This window comes from Clostridium sp. AM34-11AC (assembly GCF_003435375.1).
Lineage (GTDB): Bacteria > Bacillota > Clostridia > Lachnospirales > Lachnospiraceae > Pilosibacter > Pilosibacter fragilis.
Map to the genome: position 1 here is coordinate 15,857 of NZ_QWGL01000016.1, position 16,527 is coordinate 32,383.

18 protein-coding genes are annotated in these 16,527 nt (G+C 50.4%); 17 read left to right on the top strand and 1 reads right to left on the bottom strand.

Annotation, left to right across the window (positions count from 1 at the left end):
* Window positions 1-5: 5 nt before the first annotated feature.
* The 7 genes from spoIIIAC to DW826_RS10635 all read left to right on the top strand — a co-directional run bounded on the left by spoIIIAC (window position 6) and on the right by DW826_RS10635 (window position 4,423).
* Window positions 6-200, top strand: coding sequence for a stage III sporulation protein AC (gene spoIIIAC / locus DW826_RS10605; protein WP_015553756.1), 195 nt, complete (start codon window positions 6-8; stop codon window positions 198-200).
* Window positions 201-214: 14 nt separating this feature from the next.
* Entirely contained in the window at window positions 215-601 is a 387-nt protein-coding gene (locus DW826_RS10610; protein ID WP_015553755.1) for a SpoIIIAC/SpoIIIAD family protein, read from the top strand.
* Window positions 598-1,863, top strand: coding sequence for a stage III sporulation protein AE (locus DW826_RS10615; protein ID WP_117552698.1), 1,266 nt, complete (start codon window positions 598-600; stop codon window positions 1,861-1,863). The genes DW826_RS10610 and DW826_RS10615 overlap by 4 nt, the downstream gene beginning before the upstream one ends.
* Window positions 1,864-1,936: 73 nt before the next feature.
* Window positions 1,937-2,449: a stage III sporulation protein AF gene (locus tag DW826_RS10620; RefSeq protein WP_117470206.1), complete on the top strand. Its 513-nt coding sequence runs from the start codon at window positions 1,937-1,939 to the stop codon at window positions 2,447-2,449.
* Entirely contained in the window at window positions 2,403-3,032 is a 630-nt protein-coding gene (locus tag DW826_RS10625) for a stage III sporulation protein AG (RefSeq protein ID WP_117552699.1), read from the top strand. Before DW826_RS10620 ends, DW826_RS10625 begins: the two co-directional genes overlap by 47 nt.
* Before the next feature lie 130 nt (window positions 3,033-3,162).
* On the top strand, window positions 3,163-3,891 hold the full coding sequence (locus tag DW826_RS10630) for a SpoIIIAH-like family protein (RefSeq protein ID WP_015553751.1): 729 nt from the start codon (window positions 3,163-3,165) through the stop codon (window positions 3,889-3,891).
* 148 nt (window positions 3,892-4,039) lie between these two features.
* Window positions 4,040-4,423 carry an Asp23/Gls24 family envelope stress response protein gene (locus DW826_RS10635; RefSeq protein WP_117470208.1) on the top strand — a complete coding sequence of 128 codons (384 nt, stop codon included), beginning with the start codon at window positions 4,040-4,042 and terminating at the stop codon, window positions 4,421-4,423.
* A 65-nt stretch (window positions 4,424-4,488) separates the two neighbouring features.
* Here the strand turns inward: DW826_RS10635 and DW826_RS10640 are convergent, their stop codons facing one another.
* The gene (locus tag DW826_RS10640; RefSeq protein WP_117552700.1) at window positions 4,489-5,397 is read right to left on the bottom strand and encodes a hypothetical protein; all 909 of its coding nucleotides are present in this window, start codon (window positions 5,395-5,397) and stop codon (window positions 4,489-4,491) included.
* 433 nt (window positions 5,398-5,830) lie between these two features.
* Here DW826_RS10640 and nusB point away from each other — a divergent pair, with 433 nt between their 5' ends.
* The 10 genes from nusB to spoIVB all read left to right on the top strand — a co-directional run bounded on the left by nusB (window position 5,831) and on the right by spoIVB (window position 16,505).
* Entirely contained in the window at window positions 5,831-6,286 is a 456-nt protein-coding gene (gene nusB / locus DW826_RS10645; RefSeq protein ID WP_021905440.1) for a transcription antitermination factor NusB, read from the top strand.
* A 3-nt stretch (window positions 6,287-6,289) separates the two neighbouring features.
* Window positions 6,290-7,558 (top strand): exodeoxyribonuclease VII large subunit, encoded by a 1,269-nt coding sequence (xseA, locus tag DW826_RS10650; RefSeq protein WP_117552701.1) that lies wholly within the window; start codon window positions 6,290-6,292, stop codon window positions 7,556-7,558.
* Between the two features lie 113 nt (window positions 7,559-7,671).
* Window positions 7,672-7,905, top strand: coding sequence for an exodeoxyribonuclease VII small subunit (xseB, locus tag DW826_RS10655; protein WP_015553747.1), 234 nt, complete (start codon window positions 7,672-7,674; stop codon window positions 7,903-7,905).
* Complete coding sequence (locus DW826_RS10660; protein ID WP_021905438.1) at window positions 7,889-8,782, top strand: polyprenyl synthetase family protein; 894 nt, start codon at window positions 7,889-7,891, stop codon at window positions 8,780-8,782. The genes xseB and DW826_RS10660 overlap by 17 nt, the downstream gene beginning before the upstream one ends.
* 37 nt (window positions 8,783-8,819) lie before the next feature.
* Entirely contained in the window at window positions 8,820-10,691 is a 1,872-nt protein-coding gene (dxs, locus tag DW826_RS10665) for a 1-deoxy-D-xylulose-5-phosphate synthase (protein ID WP_117552702.1), read from the top strand.
* Window positions 10,692-10,703: 12 nt separating this feature from the next.
* On the top strand, window positions 10,704-11,513 hold the full coding sequence (locus DW826_RS10670; RefSeq protein ID WP_117552703.1) for a TlyA family RNA methyltransferase: 810 nt from the start codon (window positions 10,704-10,706) through the stop codon (window positions 11,511-11,513).
* A 20-nt stretch (window positions 11,514-11,533) separates the two neighbouring features.
* Window positions 11,534-12,382 carry an NAD(+)/NADH kinase gene (locus DW826_RS10675; protein ID WP_117552704.1) on the top strand — a complete coding sequence of 283 codons (849 nt, stop codon included), beginning with the start codon at window positions 11,534-11,536 and terminating at the stop codon, window positions 12,380-12,382.
* Between the two features lie 107 nt (window positions 12,383-12,489).
* A complete protein-coding gene (argR, locus tag DW826_RS10680; RefSeq protein ID WP_021905435.1) occupies window positions 12,490-12,942 on the top strand; it encodes an arginine repressor in 453 nt (150 codons plus the stop codon).
* Between the two features lie 367 nt (window positions 12,943-13,309).
* Window positions 13,310-15,001, top strand: coding sequence for a DNA repair protein RecN (gene recN / locus DW826_RS10685; RefSeq protein ID WP_117552705.1), 1,692 nt, complete (start codon window positions 13,310-13,312; stop codon window positions 14,999-15,001).
* 226 nt (window positions 15,002-15,227) lie between these two features.
* Window positions 15,228-16,505 carry a SpoIVB peptidase gene (spoIVB, locus tag DW826_RS10690; RefSeq protein WP_117552706.1) on the top strand — a complete coding sequence of 426 codons (1,278 nt, stop codon included), beginning with the start codon at window positions 15,228-15,230 and terminating at the stop codon, window positions 16,503-16,505.
* The last annotated feature ends 22 nt before the right edge of the window (window positions 16,506-16,527 follow it).

A 16,527-nucleotide genomic window follows, 5' to 3' on the forward strand; every position in this document is an offset into this window, starting at 1 on the left:
AGACTATGGGGGTAAATCTGATATTTAAGATCGCGGCGGTGGGGATCCTGGTGTCGGTGATGTGTCAGGTGTTGAAGCACAGCGGGCGCGAGGACCAGGCGTTTCTCACGAGTCTCGCAGGATTGATCCTGGTGCTGTTTTGGATCGTGCCGTATATCTATGATCTGTTTGAGACAATTAAAAATCTGTTTTCGCTGTGAAAGGAGGGAGAGTTATGGCGGTAGTTCAGGCGGCACTTCTGGGGCTTACGGCAGTTTTGCTTGCGGCGCAGTTAAAACCGCTGAAGCCAGAGTACGCGGTGTACCTGGTTCTGGCGGCATCCATCGGAGTCGGATTTCTTGGTCTGGCAAGACTGGGTGTGCTTTTGGACACCCTGCGGGAGATAGGAAACGGGATCAGGATCCGGCATGTGTATCTGGCGGCGTTATTCAAGATGGCGGGAATCACATATATCGCAGAGTTCACATCGGGGATCTGCAAGGATGCCGGATACTCTGCAGTGGGGACCCAGGTGGAGATGGTTGGGAAGCTGGCGATCCTCGCGGTGAGCGCGCCGGTGGTGCTGTCGCTGGTGGAGACATTGAAGGTGTTTATGGAATGAGATGGAAGAGAAATGTATTTCTGATGCTGGGGCTTGTTATGGGGATATTCTGGGGAATCAGACAGAGTGAGGTTACAGCTTTTGCCGCAGAGCAGACCGGTTTCAGACAGAAAACAGGGCGGCAGGCTGGATTGTGGACAATTCCGATACCAACAGCGGAAACAGTGGATTTCGGGCAGAGAGCGGAACCGCAGCAGGATGATGAGATAGCAGATATTGACGTTACAGAAATCCAGGAGTATTTAGACCAGATCGGCGGTGATGATACAGCGGGACTTACATTCCGGGACTTAATGGACATGATCCGGAAAGGTGATGCGGAGAACGTCTTCTTATATGGAAAGGACAGGATCGTCTCCGCACTGTTCTCGGAGATCCGGACGAACACCTCGTTTTTAGCGGAAATCCTGATCCTGTCCCTGTGCGGGGCGGCATGTTCCGGCTTTTTCGGAATTTTCGGTTCCAGCCAGCTGTCGGAGACGGGGGCCTACGTGATCTGTATCTGCGTGCAGACATTCCTGGCGGCGAGCTTTTTTGCCAGTATTCGCATTGCAGAGGAGACCACAGGGGATATCTTAGGGTTCATGAAGGTTCTGCTCCCGGCATATTTCCTTGCAGTGACTATGGCGGGTGGGGCGGTGACGTCGGCATCGGTCTGCGGATTCACGCTGGGGGCCATTGGCGTGATCCAGGCGGTGGTTTCGGGATTCCTTTTGCCGATCATGAAGCTCTACATGGTGCTCTCCCTGGTGGGAAATCTGTTCCGGGAAGAAATGTTCTCGGTGATGACGGAGTTCCTGGGAAAAGTCGTGGGGTGGACCGTGAAGACCATGTTCGGTATCGTTGTGGGATTTCACCTGATCCAGGGGCTGGTTCTGCCCCAGGCGGATGCCATGAAAAACGCGGCGGTCGTGCGGACCATCGAGGCGGTTCCGGGAATCGGCGCAGGGGCCGGGGCGATGTCAAATCTTCTGATGGGATCGGCGGTTCTCATAAAGAACACGGCGGGTGCCGCGGCGGTGGCGGTCCTGATCTTTCTGGCGTCGGTACCTATGGTGAAGCTGGCGGTGCTCATGGCGCTCTACTATCTGGCAGCGGCTGTGATGCAGCCTGTATGTGATAAGCGGCTGGCTGCATGCATGGCACAGAATGCCGTGGGGCATGGGATGTTACTCGAAATCGTCGGGTATTCGCTGGCGTTGTTTGCGGTGACCATCGCAGTGATCAGTTATTCTACGAATGCGGTGTACTATGCGGGATGAGTTGTTGTCACACTGCATATTATCAAGGTGGCTGTGCAAAATGCGGACAGTGGCGGAGAAGTGGGGGAGCGGCATGAAAGCGATTGAAAACTGGGTAAAAGACATCGTTTTTTACATGATCTTCGTGACCATGGTCATGAATCTTCTGCCGGATCCGAAATACGAAAAGTACTTGCGGCTGTTTGCCGGGGCGGTTATGATCCTGCTGGCTTTTGGGCCGCTTGCACGGATCACGGGGATGGAGACAGCGATAGCGGGCATGTTTGAGAAGATCATCTTTGAGGACGATGTGCGGACGCTGAAGGAGGAACTTGGAGCCGTGGATGAGAGGCGGATCGCAGGATTTTATGAGCGGTACCGGGCGGCGGTGGAGTCTGATATCCGGACTATGGCAGAGAGTGATGGTCTGGAATGCGTGAGCGTATCGGCCCGGGTGGCGGATGCCGGAAATCTCAGCCATGTGAAGTTAGTGGTCCGGGGAGAGCAGAATCAGGCAGGAGCGGAGATCGCTTCGGTCAGAAGGAAGATAGGTGCTTATTATGGAGTGGAAGAACGGGACATTGAGGTCGATGTTGAAAGGGAATAAGGAGAAGGTGATTTTTCTATTCTGTTCCGGGCTGCTGCTGTTTGTGATCTCACTGCCGAATGGGAAGACAACGGATTCCGGATTGAGAGCTGGAACGGTGGAGGTGATTGCGGATGTCAGCGGGGACGATGAGAGCACTGCGTTGGAAGATACCGGGGAGGAAGCTGCAGCGAAGGAGGAGAGTGGTTCTTACGAGGAGAAGTTGGAGCAGCGGATCCGGGAACTATTAAAGAGTGTGGATGGCGTCGGGGAGGCGGATGTGATGGTGGTGTTGAAATCTTCGGAGGAGAGGATCTGGCATGTGGATAAGAGCAGCACGTCCTCAGTGACGGAGGAGAGTGGGAGCAGCTCCGGGAGTTCACGGGTCATAAGGGAGGAGAACCAGTCAGAGAGCACGGTGCTTGACGGGAAGAGCCAGTCACCGGTGATGGAGAAGGAAGTGAAACCGGAGATCTCCGGTGTAGTCATCAGCGCGGACGGCGGCGGAAGTGCGGTGATCCGGGCGGAGATCTCGGAGGCGATGGAGGCGCTTTTAGGACTTCCGGCGAATAAGATCAAGGTGATGAAGCGGGCGGTGAAATAAAGGCAGTGGATTGCAGAGTATCGGCAAAAATGGGTTCTGTTTTTTACAGAGGAGAGAATTACAGCGGTATATTTCAATCCTGGAATCATAGAATGGAAGTATGAAAGTATGGGAAAGAAGGAGTTTTGCGATGAAACGGATCTTCAGAAGAAATCAGATCATTATCACGACGCTGGCGGTCATGATCGCGGCAGCGGGATACCTGAATTACTCGTCGAAGAAGGAAGTGGCGGGGGCAGAGGTGTACGAGGCGGGGATGATGGATATTTCCGATTCGGACATTCTGGCGGAGAATCAGGCGAAGAATGGGGTGGATGATGGAAAGCTCAAGGAAATTGCGAGTCTTGACGGGGATGGAGAGGAACTTCTGCCCGATGGAAATGAGGTGGCGGCGATGCCTGAGAGTGCGGAATCTGCTGGTGCAGAAGTTTCCGGGCAGGAGACAGCGGCTGCGGGAATTGAGAATCCGGGTGAGGCGGTGCTCACCGGCGGAACAGGGATCTCCGAGTACATAGCTGGCGTCCAACTTGGCAGGGAGCAGATCCGGGCAAAGAATAAGGAAACTCTGATGCAGATCATCAACAGTGACCAGATCTCGGAGGAGGAGAAGCAGACGGCGATCCAGAACCTCATCGGGATGACGGAGATCTCGGAAAAGGAGAACGCGGCGGAGACGCTTTTAAAGGCAAAAGGCTTTGTGGACCCGGTGGTCAGCATCACGGACGGGAAGGTGGACGTCGTGGTGAACGCGGCATCGCTCTCGGACCAGGAGCGGGCGCAGATCGAGGATATCGTGAAGAGGAAGACGGAGATCGGGGCGGACGGGATCGTGATCACGCTGCTGGATGTGGATGAGTGATAAGGACGATGGTGACGGAATATTGGCGTAAAGTGGTATGGTTCCCGGTATCTCTGGCGGCAGGCGCAAAGTGTGATAAAAAGAACTATGCAAAGAGAGGAGAAAATGGTATAATAACTGTATCTTTGATATACAGGAGGTAATTGTTGTGGCAGCGGAAACAGAGAGAAGCAGTCATAAGGTTTATGAAAAGGACAAAATTGGAGAAGTCCAGATTGCGGATGAAGTCGTGGCAATTATTGCCGGCCTGGCAGCAACTGAAGTTGACGGCGTGGACTCCATGGCGGGAAATATTACGAACGAGCTGGTTGGAAAGCTTGGAATGAAGAACCTTTCCAAAGGCGTTAAGGTGGAAGTTACGGAGGAGCATGTAAGCGTGAATATGGCTCTGAATCTGAAATATGGATATAGTATTCCGGACGTCTGCGAGAAGGTGCAGGAGAAGGTTAAGAACGCGATCGAGAACATGACGGGGCTTACGGTGCTTGATGTGAATATTAAGATTGCCGGGGTCAGCCTGGAAGAAAAGTAAAGATTGTGACTGCGTAAGGGCAGGATTCCCGGGAGACACTGGGAGTCCTGCCCTTTTTGGCAAACTTATTTTATCTCGATTGTGTAGTTATAGCTGTAGGTATGGACGTAAAGTGTATTATCCTGGTATACGAGGAGATCAGGCTGCTTTTTTAGTTTCAGGCGGGAGAGGACTTCTCCGGTGTGAAGATTAAGCTGGTAGAGGTAGTCGTCCTCGGAGGTGAAGCCGTATCCGCAGATGATCACATCGTCTTTTACGATAAAGTTCATGGAGTTACAGGTCTGGTCGGCGCTTCTCCAGAGGAGTTTGTCGTTTTCCAGATCGTAGGCGAACATGAAGCAGGTATCCGGCTGGGCGTAGCCGTTTGTCACGCTGGCTCCGTAGAAAATACCGTCCTTCAGACAGGCATTATTTCCGTTGATGTACCATTTGTCGGTGGGATAGGTTAAGACATACAGGCAGTTTCCGGTACCGTTCTCAAAAATATAAAGCTCTTCGCCGGACCAGAGGTACTGGTAGTTGTCATCATAAAAGCTGTTCCAGTCGGTGCCGATCATTGGGAGGGATAATCCTTTCCTGTCGTACCATTCGGTTGCAAAATCGATACCGTTTTCTTCTTCGGATACGATCCTTAAATCAAAAGGAGCGGCGGCATCACCGGTGGGATGTGTCTCCTTGGCTGTGGACAGGTCGATGGTAATGTATTTTGTCCCGGGAGTATTATTTACGGTGTCCTCATTGGCGACAGGGCTGGTTTCTGTTTTCATATCGGTTTCAGAGCTGTCTTCTGCCACTGTTTTCGTGTCAGATCCAGAAGTGCTTTCTGACTCTGTTTCCACTGCCGTTTTTAATTCGACTTCGGAAGTATGTACGGCTGTTTCTGTGGAGACTTCCTCCGAAATATTATTTTTATTGCCGCATCCGGTTAATAGCATGCACAGGATGATGAGCGGCAGGTATTTTACTTTGTTCATTGTATTATTTTCCTTTCTGAGGTAAGTTTGGAATTCTGAAGGGATCAGAAAGAGTATACCATACCACAAGGATAAAAGAAACATCTCTCACATAAGGACTTGTGAAAATATACATTTTCATGTATAATCGTAACTGTTCAGTAGGTCTGCGCACTTGCTGCGCTGACCGTAAGAAAACATAGGCTGGAAGGCAAAAATCCCATCAGCGAAGCTGATCTGGAATGGATTTTTGCACGTAACTATGAAGGTACTGAATAGTTACGTATAATCCTAAATTAGGAGTACTCTGTTCTGCGCTCACATCTGCAGAAGCTGCAAAAGGCAGCTTTTTCGGAAGCATGGCTGCAAAAGAGCAGTTCAGAGATTGATAATCAGAGCAGCACGGACTGACGGAAAAGCCCGTCGGCCCGTTCAGATAAACGGAGGTAGAAAAGTGACCAGAAGGGAAGCCAGAGAACATTGTTTTAAGATGCTGTTCTGCCAGGATTTTTACCCGGCAGAGGAGAAGGAAGAGCAGTTAGAGAGATATTTTGAAGCGCCGAAGGAGGATGTGACCGGCGAAGACGGAAAAGATGAGATCCTTCATGATCCGTTTGAGAAAGAAGAGGACCGCGCATATCTCGAAAAACGCGTCGAGAAGATCATGGAACTGATCCCGGAGATCGATGAAAAGATCAACGAGATCGCGGAAGGCTGGAGAACAAGACGTATGGGTAAAGTTGAGCTTACGATTTTACGTCTTGCAGTGTTCGAGATGAAATATGATGAGGAGATCCCGGAGAAGGTTGCCATCAACGAAGCGGTTGAACTCGCAAAGAAATTCGGCGGAGATGAAGCCCCGGCATTTGTAAACGGTATCCTTGCAAAACTGATCCAGAAAGGCAATTAAACGATGGCAGGTGTTTACTCTGTTGCACAGGTAAATTCATACATCAAAAATATGTTTGCACAGGACTTCCTTCTTCGCCGCCTGTCGGTGAAGGGGGAAGTTTCCAACTGTAAGTATCACAGTTCCGGACATATCTATTTCACACTGAAAGACGGCGGCGGAACACTTCAGGCTGTCATGTTCGCAAGCCAGCGCCGCGGCCTCAACTTTAAGCTCGCCGAGGGACAGCAGGTTGTTGTAAAAGGAACTGTGGATGTCTACGAGCGGGACGGAAAATACCAGCTCTACGCGTCAGAAATCGAACTTTCCGGGCGCGGGGACCTGTATCTGAGATTTGAAAAACTCTTAAAAGAGCTGGAAGAGATGGGGATGTTTGACCCGCAGTATAAGCGGCCGATCCCGCGGTTCGCAAAGACCGTGGGAATCGTCACAGCGCCCACGGGAGCTGCGATCCGGGATATCATGAATATCTCCCACAGACGGAATCCATATGTCCAGCTGATCCTCTACCCGGCCCTGGTTCAGGGAGACGGCGCAAAGGACAGCATCGTAAAAGGAATCCGGACGCTTGATGCGATGGGACTGGATGTCCTGATCGTCGGGCGCGGCGGCGGTTCGATCGAAGACCTTTGGGCCTTCAACGAGGAGGAAGTCGCCAGAGCGATCTTCGCATGCAATACGCCGGTGATCTCCGCAGTTGGTCATGAGACCGATATGACGATCGCGGATTACGCGGCAGATCTTCGGGCACCGACTCCGTCAGCAGCGGCAGAGCTTGCGGTATTTGATTATTTCCAGTTCCGGATGGATCTGAATGCGAGAAAACAGCGCCTGATGAAGGAGATGGGAACATGTCTTGAGCGGGCTAAAAGCAGGTTAAAGCATGATGAGCTGACATTGCGGTTTTATGACCCGAAGAGCCAGTTGAATGAGAAGAAAAAACGGCTGGCGGACGCGGAAGATACACTTTTACGTCTGATCGCAGAGCGGCAGCAGGAGACGAGACGTGATCTGCAGAATGCAGAGACACTGCTCAGAAGATCCATGGCGGACCGGCTTGCGGCTGATAAGAGAAATCTTGCGGTGAAGAGTGAACGTCTGTGGGGACTGTCCCCGTTAAAGAAGATCAGCGGAGGATTCGGATTTATCACGGACGGGGATGGAAAACGTCTGGAGACTGTGGAACAGGCGGAAGCCGGAAAACGGATCACGGTCCGGGTGAAGGACGGTCGAATCGGGGCTGTTGTAGATCATGTTGAGAAGTATCGGTAGGAATCCACCACAGAATATTATCTATCGCACCAATTTTCACGAATAATTAAATAATAATTCAAGTAGGAAAATAGAACGATACGGCAGGATATGCTGCCACAGTGAGGAATCATATGGATGACGAGACAAGAAAACAGATGAATGTCGAGGAGACATTTGCGGCTCTCGACCGGATCATCGGAAAGCTGGAAAAGGGAGACGGATCTCTGGAGGACGCTTTCGCTGATTATGAAGAGGGCATGAAGCTTGTAAAGAGCTGTAACGAAAAAATTGAGACGATCGAAAAAAAGATCCTTGTTTTGAGTGGAGATCAAACGGAGGAAAAGGAAAATGGCGGACAATTTTAAGGAAAGGTTCAGTCAGGCGGTCAAGGAGACTGAGACAGTCGTATATTCATATTTGCCGGAGGAGACCGGACACCAGAAGACGATCTTTGAGGCAATGAATTATAGTGTAAAAGCAGGTGGAAAGCGCTTAAGACCGCTTCTCATGCGGGAAGTGTACCGGCTGTTCGGCGGAAACGGTCCGGAGATCGAGCCGTTCATGGCGGCCATGGAGATGATCCACACCTCGTCCCTGATCCATGACGATCTGCCGTGCATGGATAACGACGAATACCGCCGCGGAAAACTCACCACCTGGAAAGCCTACGGCTATGATATGGCAGTACTGGCGGGTGACGCGCTGATGATCTACGCGTTCGAGACTGCGTCAAAGGCCTTTTCCATGGGCGCTGATCCGGCAAAAGTCGGCCGCGCCATCGGGATCCTCGCAGAAAAGACCGGAATCTATGGCATGATCGGCGGACAGACCGTCGATGTGGAGCTCACCGGAAAGGCGGTTCCGAGAGAAAAACTTGATTTCATCTACCGGTTAAAGACCGGTGCTCTCCTCGAGGCCTCCATGATGATCGGTGCAGTCCTTGCGGGCGCGACCGTGGAAGAGATCAAAGAGGTGGAAACGATGGCCTCCGAGGTCGGTCTCGCGTTCCAGATTCAGGACGATATCCTCGATGTGACGAGCACTCAGGAAGAGCTTGGAAAGCCGGTTCTGAGCGATGAAAAGAACGAAAAGACCACTTATGTGACCTTAGAAGGCCTTGAAAAGGCAAAACGGGATGTAAAGGAAATTTCTGACCGGGCAGCAGGAAGACTTGCGGGGCTGCCGGGAAAAAATGAATTTCTGTACAATATTATTGAAATGCTCGTGAATAGGAGAAACTAATCACTATATAAAATATGTAAGGGAGTAGTCTGGAAACATGCTGCTTGATCATATAAAACAGTCTTCGGACATCAAAAAACTGAAAGAAGACCAGTATCCGGAGCTTGCGCGGGAGATCCGCCAGTTCCTGATCGAAAAAATAAGTAAAACAGGCGGTCATCTCGCTTCAAACCTCGGGGTTGTGGAACTTACGATGGCGCTGCATCTGGCGTTCGACCTTCCAAAGGATAAAATCGTCTGGGATGTGGGCCATCAGGCCTACACCCACAAGCTTTTAAGCGGAAGAAAAGCCGGTTTTGATGACCTGCGCCAGTTTGGCGGAATGAGCGGATTCCCGAAGAGAAAGGAAAGCCCTTACGATGCCTTCGACACAGGACACAGCTCCACCTCCATCTCTGCGGGTCTCGGTCTCGCCCAGGCGAGAGAGATCACAGAGGAAGATTATTCGGTGATTTCGGTCATCGGAGACGGTGCCCTGACCGGCGGAATGGCATATGAGGCATTGAACAACGCGGCCCAGATCAGAAAAAATTTTATTATTGTTCTGAATGACAATGAGATGTCCATTTCCAGGAACGTGGGCGGAATGTCGAAATATCTCAGCAGTGTCCGCACAAAAGAAGGATATGCGGAGCTAAAGCTCCGAGTGGAACGGACACTTTCCGCGATCCCTGTGATCGGAAGACCGCTGGCATACGGTCTGTACCAGTTAAAGAACGGGATCAAACAGTTCCTTGTTCCGGGAATGTTATTTGAGGACATGGGGATCACGTATCTGGGGCCTGTGGACGGCCATAACGTTCAGGAAATGATCCGTGTATTTAAGGAGGCGAAGCGCGTCCAGCATGCGGTCTTAGTCCATGTTATCACGAAAAAGGGAAAAGGCTACAAGCCGGCGGAAGAAAATCCGGCGAGATTCCACGGTGTGGAACCATTCGATATCAAGACCGGAAATCCTTTAAAGAAAAAGGAGTTTCCGAGCTACACGGATGTATTCTCAGAGAAGATCTGCGAACTTGCCGGAAAGAATAAAAGAATCGTGGCTCTGACAGCAGCCATGCCGGACGGAACAGGACTCACGAAGTTTGCGAAGGAATTCCCAAAACGGTTCTTTGATGTGGGAATCGCGGAGGCCCATGAGGTGACATCGGCGGCAGGTATGGCGGCAGCGGGACTGAAGCCCGTAGTTGCGGTGTATTCTTCTTTTTTACAGCGCGGCTATGATCAGGTGCTTCACGATGTCTGTATTCAGGGGCTTCCAGTGCTGTTTGCCATCGACCGGGCTGGTCTTGTCGGAAGCGACGGGGAGACACATCAGGGGATTTTTGATATTTCCTTCTTAAGTCTTGTGCCCGGAATGAACATCATGGCACCGAAAAACTGCTGGGAGCTTCAGGACATGCTGGAGTTCGGCGTGAATTTTGACGCGCCCCTCGCCATCCGTTATCCGAGAGGACAGGCGTACCGCGGACTGGAAGAATTTCGCACTCCTGTCGAATATGGAAAGGCGGAGATGCTCTACGAGGAGTCGGAAATCGCACTTTTTGCCCTCGGAAGCATGGTGAGTACCGGCGAACACGTCCGGGAAAAATTAAAGGAAAAAGGACAGCCCTGTACCTTAGTGAACGCAAGATTTGTAAAGCCGCTCGATACGGATATGATCGATCGTCTCTGCAAGACGCATAAACTGATCGTCACCATGGAAGAGAATGTTCTCCGCGGCGGCATGGGCATGTATGTCACAAAATATATCCATGAAAAACACCCGGAGATCCGCGTGATCCAGATCGCGCTTCCGGATGCCTATGTAGAACACGGAAATGTTTCTGTGCTCAGGGAGATGCTTGGAATTAACAGCGATTCTGTGATCAGACGCATTGAGAAGGAATTTTTAAACGAGAAGAGATAAGGAGCAAAGCCAATGAAAGAACGGTTGGATGTTCTGCTGGTAAAGAGAAATCTGGCGGAGTCCAGAGAGAAGGCGAAGGCGGTCATCATGTCCGGCATCGTCTATGTGGATGGACAGAAGGAAGACAAGGCGGGATCCATGTTCGACGAGACAGCGAACGTGGAGGTGCGCGGAACCACATTAAAATATGTGAGCCGCGGCGGCCTGAAACTGGAGAAGGCCATGACACATTTCGGCGTGACATTAGAGGGAAAGATCTGTATGGACGTTGGAGCGTCCACGGGCGGATTTACGGACTGCATGCTTCAGAATGGGGCAGTGAAGGTTTATTCTGTGGATGTGGGACATGGACAGCTGGCGTGGAAGCTCAGAAATGATGAGCGCGTGGTCTGCATGGAAAAGACAAATATCCGTTATGTGACTCCGGAGGAGATCCCGGACAGGATCCAGTTTGTATCCATTGACGTCTCCTTTATTTCTTTGACGAAGGTTCTGGGGCCGGCGAAGGCGCTCATGGAGCCGGACGGAGAGGTCGTATGTCTGATCAAGCCGCAGTTTGAGGCAGGGCGTGAGAAGGTCGGAAAGAAGGGCGTTGTCCGTGAAAAATCCGTGCATCTTGAGGTGATCGAGATGGTCGCGTCCTTTGCGGGCAGCATCGGTTTTGAGGCGTTGCACCTGGAATTCTCCCCGATCAAGGGGCCGGAGGGAAATATCGAATATCTGCTCCATTTAAGAAACTGCACGGATGGAAGTACATTTGCGAACGACACCATCGGCGCTTCCGAGATCGTTGAAAAGGCACACGAGACACTGGATAAATAAGGCATAACAGGCATAATTTTATGAAGAAATTTTACATCGTTGCAAATCCTGACAAAGAGAATACGAAGAATATGCAGGCGGCTATTGAAAAGTACCTGAAGACTCACGGCGCGGGAGTTTCCTTGGGGAAAAGTGTGTCCGGACATGGAAATCCGTATACGGATCCGGAGGAGGTACCTGCGGATACCGAATGTGTCATCACGCTGGGCGGGGACGGAACCCTGATCCAGGCGGCAAGGGATCTTGCAGGGAGAAATCTTCCGATGATCGGTATCAATCTCGGCGGCCTCGGCTATCTTACCCAGATCGGCCGGGAAGGCGATGTAAAGGAGCTTCTGGATGCGCTTTTGGAGGACTGCTATGAACTTCAGGAACGCATGATGTTGAAGGGCTGTGTTTACCGGAACGCAAGGCCGGTGAAAGAGAGCATTGCGCTCAATGATATCGTCCTGACAAGGGACGGAGATCCACGGGTATTAAAACTAAAGCTTTACGTGGACGGACAGTTCTTAAATGAATTCAGCGCTGACGGTATGATCGTTGCGACTCCTACGGGATCCACGGCGTACAATCTGTCGGCGGGGGGACCGATCGCCCAGCCGGACGGACAGCTGATGATCCTTACACCGATCTGCCCGCATACGCTGACATCGAGAACGATCGTTTTCGGAGCGGATAGCCGGATCAGGATCGAGATCCCGGCAACAAACCGGGGCAGTCAGGTGGCGGCTTTTGACGGCGACACGTTAGTGCGGCTGGAAAATGGGGATTATATTGAGATCACAAAGGCAGAGACGGTGACAAGAGTTGTGAAGCTTGATCACCGGTCATTCCTTGATATTTTAAAGATGAAGATGTACGACGCGTGAATTTACAGCGGAATAGCGCTGCAGGACACGCAGGACGGTGTGCGGATTTCTTCAAAAGAAGTGAAACGGACACTGATACAGGACGAGATCAGAAAGGGGCAGCAGACATGAAGGTTGACAGACACAGTAAGATCGTGGAGCTGATTGGAAAATATCAGATCGAGACGCAGGAGGAGCTTGCGGAGTATCTGAAAAAGGCCGGATATCATGTGACACAGGCGACAGTATCGAGGGATATCCGTGAACTGAAGCTCACGAAAGCTCCTGGAAAAAATGGCCGCCAGTGCTATGCAGTCATGCAGCATCAGAAAGATTTTGGCGAGAAATATATCCGTATTTTCAGGGACTGCTATGTGTCCATGGACATGGCACAGAATATTCTTGTGATCAAGACGGTTTCCGGTATGGCGATGGCAGTCGCTGAGGCACTGGATGTGATCGGTTTTCATGAGATCGTCGGATGTGTGGCCGGAGACAATACGATCATGTGCGCGGTGCGGACCGTGGATGACACGATCATTCTGATGGATAAGCTGAAGAAGATCATTGAAGGAAAGTAACTGTTCAGTAGGTCTGCGCATTTACTGCGCTGACCGTAAGAAAACTTAGAATAGAAGGCAAAAATCCTATCGGCACAGCCGATTTGGAATGGATTTTTGCGCGTAACTGTTTACTGAACAGTTACGGAGGAAAATAGGCTTTGGACTTTTTTGTTTAAGGCAGAATATTGCAGAAATATTGAGCCCTGCGGAGCAGAAACGGGATAATTACCTGGTTTTGCTGTGCAGGGATTTTTTTAGGAAACAGAACGGAAAAAAGAGAACAACTGTTCGAAAAACACTGGACAATCGAACGTATGTGTGCTATACTCGTTTTACCAAATCGAACAAATGTTTTATTTTCATAGAGGGAAAGCGAGGGAACAGGATGCTTGTTGGTTTACATGTAAAAAATCTTGCTCTGATTGAGCAGGCGGACGTGGAGTTTGGAAACGGTTTAAATATCCTGACCGGTGAGACCGGAGCCGGAAAGTCGATTATCATTGGCTCTGTTGCCCTGGCGCTGGGCGCGAAAGCGTCAAGGGATATGATCAGATGTGGGGAAGAGTATGCGTATATTGAGCTTATTTTTTCGGTTGATGACGAGAAAAAACGGGAAGAATTAAAGAAAATGGATGTGTATCCGGATGAAGATGGTCTTTTGATCATCTCAAAAAAGATCACCCAGACGAGAAGCATCAGCCGGATCAATGACGAGACAGTGACGACGGCGCGCTTAAAAGCCGTGACCGGAAAGCTTCTCGATATCCATGGACAGCATGAACACCAGTCATTGCTTCATAAACAGAAGCATCTGGAGATCCTTGATGAATATTCCTGGAGAGAGACGGGAAGCTTAAAAAGAAATGTGGCAGAGAGTTACCGGAGATATCTGGAATTAAAAGGAAAGCTTGACGGATTCTCTCTGGATGAGGAAAGCCGGAAGCGAGAACTTGATTTTGTGAGATTCGAGATCGATGAGATTGAGAATTCTGCATTAAAACCGGGCGAAGAGGAAGAACTTGCGGCGAAATTCCGCAAATTTTCCCACAGTCAAAAGATTATGGAAAGCTTACAGGGAGCTTATCAGGCGGTAGATGGAGATGCGATCGGCCGTGCGTACCGTGAGATGGAAAGTGTGGCAGCCTACGATGAAAGACTGTCCGGGATCGCTGCTGGTCTTTCTGACGCGGAAAGTATTTTATCGGATATCTGCAGGTCGATCTCAGACTATATGGATGAGATGGAGTTTTCAGGGGAAGATTTTAAAAAGACGGAAGAACGTCTGGATCTTGTCCGTGGAATTATGGCAAAATACGGAAACAGCGAGGAAGCTGTCTTAAAATGTCTGGAAGAGAAGAAAAAACGCCTTGAGGAACTGGAAAACTATGCGGAACTGGCGTTTGCCGCAAAAGCCGAGTTTGAGGAGCAGAAGCGGGTTCTGGGACTTCTCTGCGGACGGCTCTCGAAGGAGAGAGAAAAAGCAGCAAAGATTCTGGAGAACCGGATCACGGAGGAGCTTGAGGACCTGAACTTCCTTCATGTGGAATTTCGGGTGGATGTACGCCGGACTGATCACTTTACGGCAGCCGGCTCCGACGAGGTAGAATTTTTGATCTCTACAAATCCGGGAAGTATTCCGCCAAGGCCGCTGGGGGAAGTTGCTTCCGGCGGTGAGCTTTCAAGAATTATGCTGGCGATCAAGACGGTCCTTGCGGACACGGACGATATTCCAACTCTGATCTTCGATGAGATCGATACCGGTATCAGTGGACGGACTGCCCAGAAGGTATCGGAGCGCCTGTCCTATATCGGAAAAAAGCACCAGGTACTCTGTATTACCCACCTTCCGCAGATCGCGGCAATGGCGGATACGCACTTTGAAATAAAAAAATCTGTGGAGAATGGTGTGACTGCGACGAAAATCAGAAAACTAACAGAGAAGGATGAGGTGGATGAACTCGCAAGACTCTTAGGCGGAGCTGAGATTACGGAAAAAGTACGGGAAAATGCCGAGGAGATGAAACGTCTGGCCGAGGAGACGAAGAATCACAGAGCTGTACTTCAAACAGCGGGATGAATCGGCAGAATGAGAAAAAACTGACAGGGTGAAAATAAGAAAGCATCACATAATAGGAGAGGAGCAAAAAAGCTGCCTCTCCTTTTTTTATAACGGTTTCTGTGACGGATGGGAATGACTGTCTGATAAAGTGGAAACGATAAAAGGGAAGCGGCAGCTTCGGAAAACTGCAGTGCAGGCGCGACAGCGGCGTTGCAGATAAAGAATGAATAAAGGAGGAGCTGCCATGATGAAAAAAGAATCGTTTCGACGGATCCTGATCCGGATATTCTGGATTTCTCTCGTCTTTACAATCGGATTTTCCTGGGTCTATATCCGGTATGCAGTGCCGGATCGGCTGAATCTGGTGGTCAATGAGGAAGAAGTCTTTCATTTCGCTCTTCCTCCCGGAGTGACCTTTGAGAGTGACAGCGAGGAGGTTGTCCTGAAGAATGCTTCAGAAATCCCGCAAGGAATGATCCGGATCGAACGCCCGGATTCAGTCTCTATGTATGGGAAAAATGAGGGAAGCTACCGGGTTGGAATGAAGTTCCTGGGACTTATCCGGATGAAAGACATTCAGGTGGAGGTAGTGGATGGATCTTATGCGATCCCCTGTGGAACGCCGGTGGGAATCTATTTAAAATCAAAGGGCGTTATGGTGATTGGGACGGGGCAGATCACAAATGATACGGGAAACGTTGTGGAACCTGCTTACGGGCTTTTAAAGTCCGGAGACTATATCCAGACGGTGGACGGAGAAGATCTGGAAGATAAAAATGATCTGGTGGACGCGGTGAGCGCGTCAGACGGAAAGACGCTGGCGCTCGGAATCCGGCGTGATGGTCGCAGGATCGAGGTTGATATGACACCGGTTCTTGCGGAAGACGGAAGCTATAAGCTTGGTGCCTGGGTCAGGGATGATACTCAGGGAATCGGAACCATGACTTATGTGGATATGAACGGAAATTTTGGTGCTCTTGGGCATGGAATCAGTGACAGTGATACCGGGGAACTGGTGGATATTGAAGGTGGGGAACTCTACGAGACCCAGATCCTCGGGATCGAAAAAGGCCAGACCGGAAAGCCGGGAGTCATGTCGGGAGTGATCTATTACGGAAAAGGAACAAAACTGGGGGAAGTGAAGGAGAATACGGCAGAGGGAATCTACGGAACCGTAAACCAGCATTTTCTGGATTCAATAAAAACCGATGCGATTCCCGTCGGCTTCCGACAGGATACTCACAAGGGAACTGCGTACATCCGAAGCAATGTGTCCGGGGAAGTAAAAGATTATGAGATCGAAATTCAGAAGGTGGATTACGGCAGCATTCAGAAAAATAAAGGCCTGGTTCTCCGTGTTGTGGATGAGGAACTTTTAAATTTGACAAGCGGCATTGTTCAAGGTATGAGCGGTTCACCAATTATCCAGGACGGAAAACTTATCGGGGCTGTGACCCATGTGTTTATCAACGATCCGACGAGGGGGTATGGGATCTTTGCGGAGAATATGATCTCGCATTGAGCGGGTACAATTTATGGTAAAG